The sequence below is a fragment of the Sphingomonas sp. OK281 genome (assembly GCF_900115295.1).
Lineage (GTDB): Bacteria > Pseudomonadota > Alphaproteobacteria > Sphingomonadales > Sphingomonadaceae > Sphingomonas.
The window spans coordinates 1-1,089 of sequence record NZ_FOVZ01000020.1 but is presented as its reverse complement, the minus strand read 5'-3'; the positions used below and the strand labels follow the sequence as shown (position 1 = coordinate 1,089).

Sequence of the window (1,089 nt, the reverse complement as noted above, 5' to 3'; positions counted from 1 at the left end):
GTCGGCCCGATGCTCAACGGCTGGCACAAGGGCGAGCGGACCGGTTCGGGGACGATCGTGTGGAAGGCGCGCGAACTGCTCGCGACCGGCGCGATCGACGACGAGGGCTTCATCAAGCTCGTCGCGTCGTCCGCGCCGTCGACCGGTTATTGCAACACGATGGGCACCGCGACGACTATGAACAGCCTTGCCGAGGCGCTTGGCATGCAACTGCCCGGCTCGGCCGCGATCCCCGCGCCGTATCGTGACCGCCAAGAGGTCGCGTACAAGACCGGCAAGCGGATCGTCGACATGGTTTCGGAAGATCTGAAGCCCTCCGACATCCTGACGAAGGAAGCGTTCCACAACGCGATCGTCGTCAATTCGGCGATCGGCGGCTCGACCAACGCACCGATCCATCTCGCCGCGATCGCGCGCCATATCGGCGTCGACCTGCCGATCGACGATTGGCAGACGCATGGCCACAAGGTGCCGCTGATGGTCAACCTCCAGCCCGCCGGTGAATATCTCGGCGAGGATTATTACCATGCCGGGGGCGTGCCCGCGGTGGTTGCCGAACTGATGAAGCAGGGCCTGATCCACGAAGACGCGATGACCGCGAACGGCAAGTCGATCGGCGACAATTGCCGGACGGCGACGATCGAGGACGAGCGCGTCATCCGCCCGTTCGCGACGCCGTTGCTGCAAGACGCCGGCTTCATCGTGTTGCGCGGCAATTTGTTCGACTCGGCGATCATGAAGACCAGCGTGATTTCGCCGGAGTTCCGTGAACGCTATCTGTCCAACCCGGATGATCTGGAGGCGTTCGAGGGCCCCGCGGTCGTGTTCGACGGGCCCGAGGATTATCACCACCGGATCGACGATCCGTCGCTTGGGATCACGACCGATACGTTGCTGTTCATGCGTGGCGCGGGGCCGATCGGCTATCCGGGTGCGGCCGAGGTCGTCAACATGCGGCCGCCGGCGTATCTGATCCGTGAGGGCGTCCACGCGCTTCCCTGCATCGGCGATGGGCGCCAGTCGGGGACGTCGGGGTCGCCCTCGATCCTCAACGCCTCGCCCGAGGCGGCGGCCATGGGTGGGCTTGCG

Annotated in this window: 1 protein-coding gene; it reads left to right on the top strand. The window is 65.3% G+C overall.

From position 1 onward, the window contains the following. On the top strand, positions 1-1,089 hold a 1,089-nt coding region (locus BM244_RS22480), incomplete at both ends, for a dihydroxy-acid dehydratase domain-containing protein (RefSeq protein ID WP_175518378.1).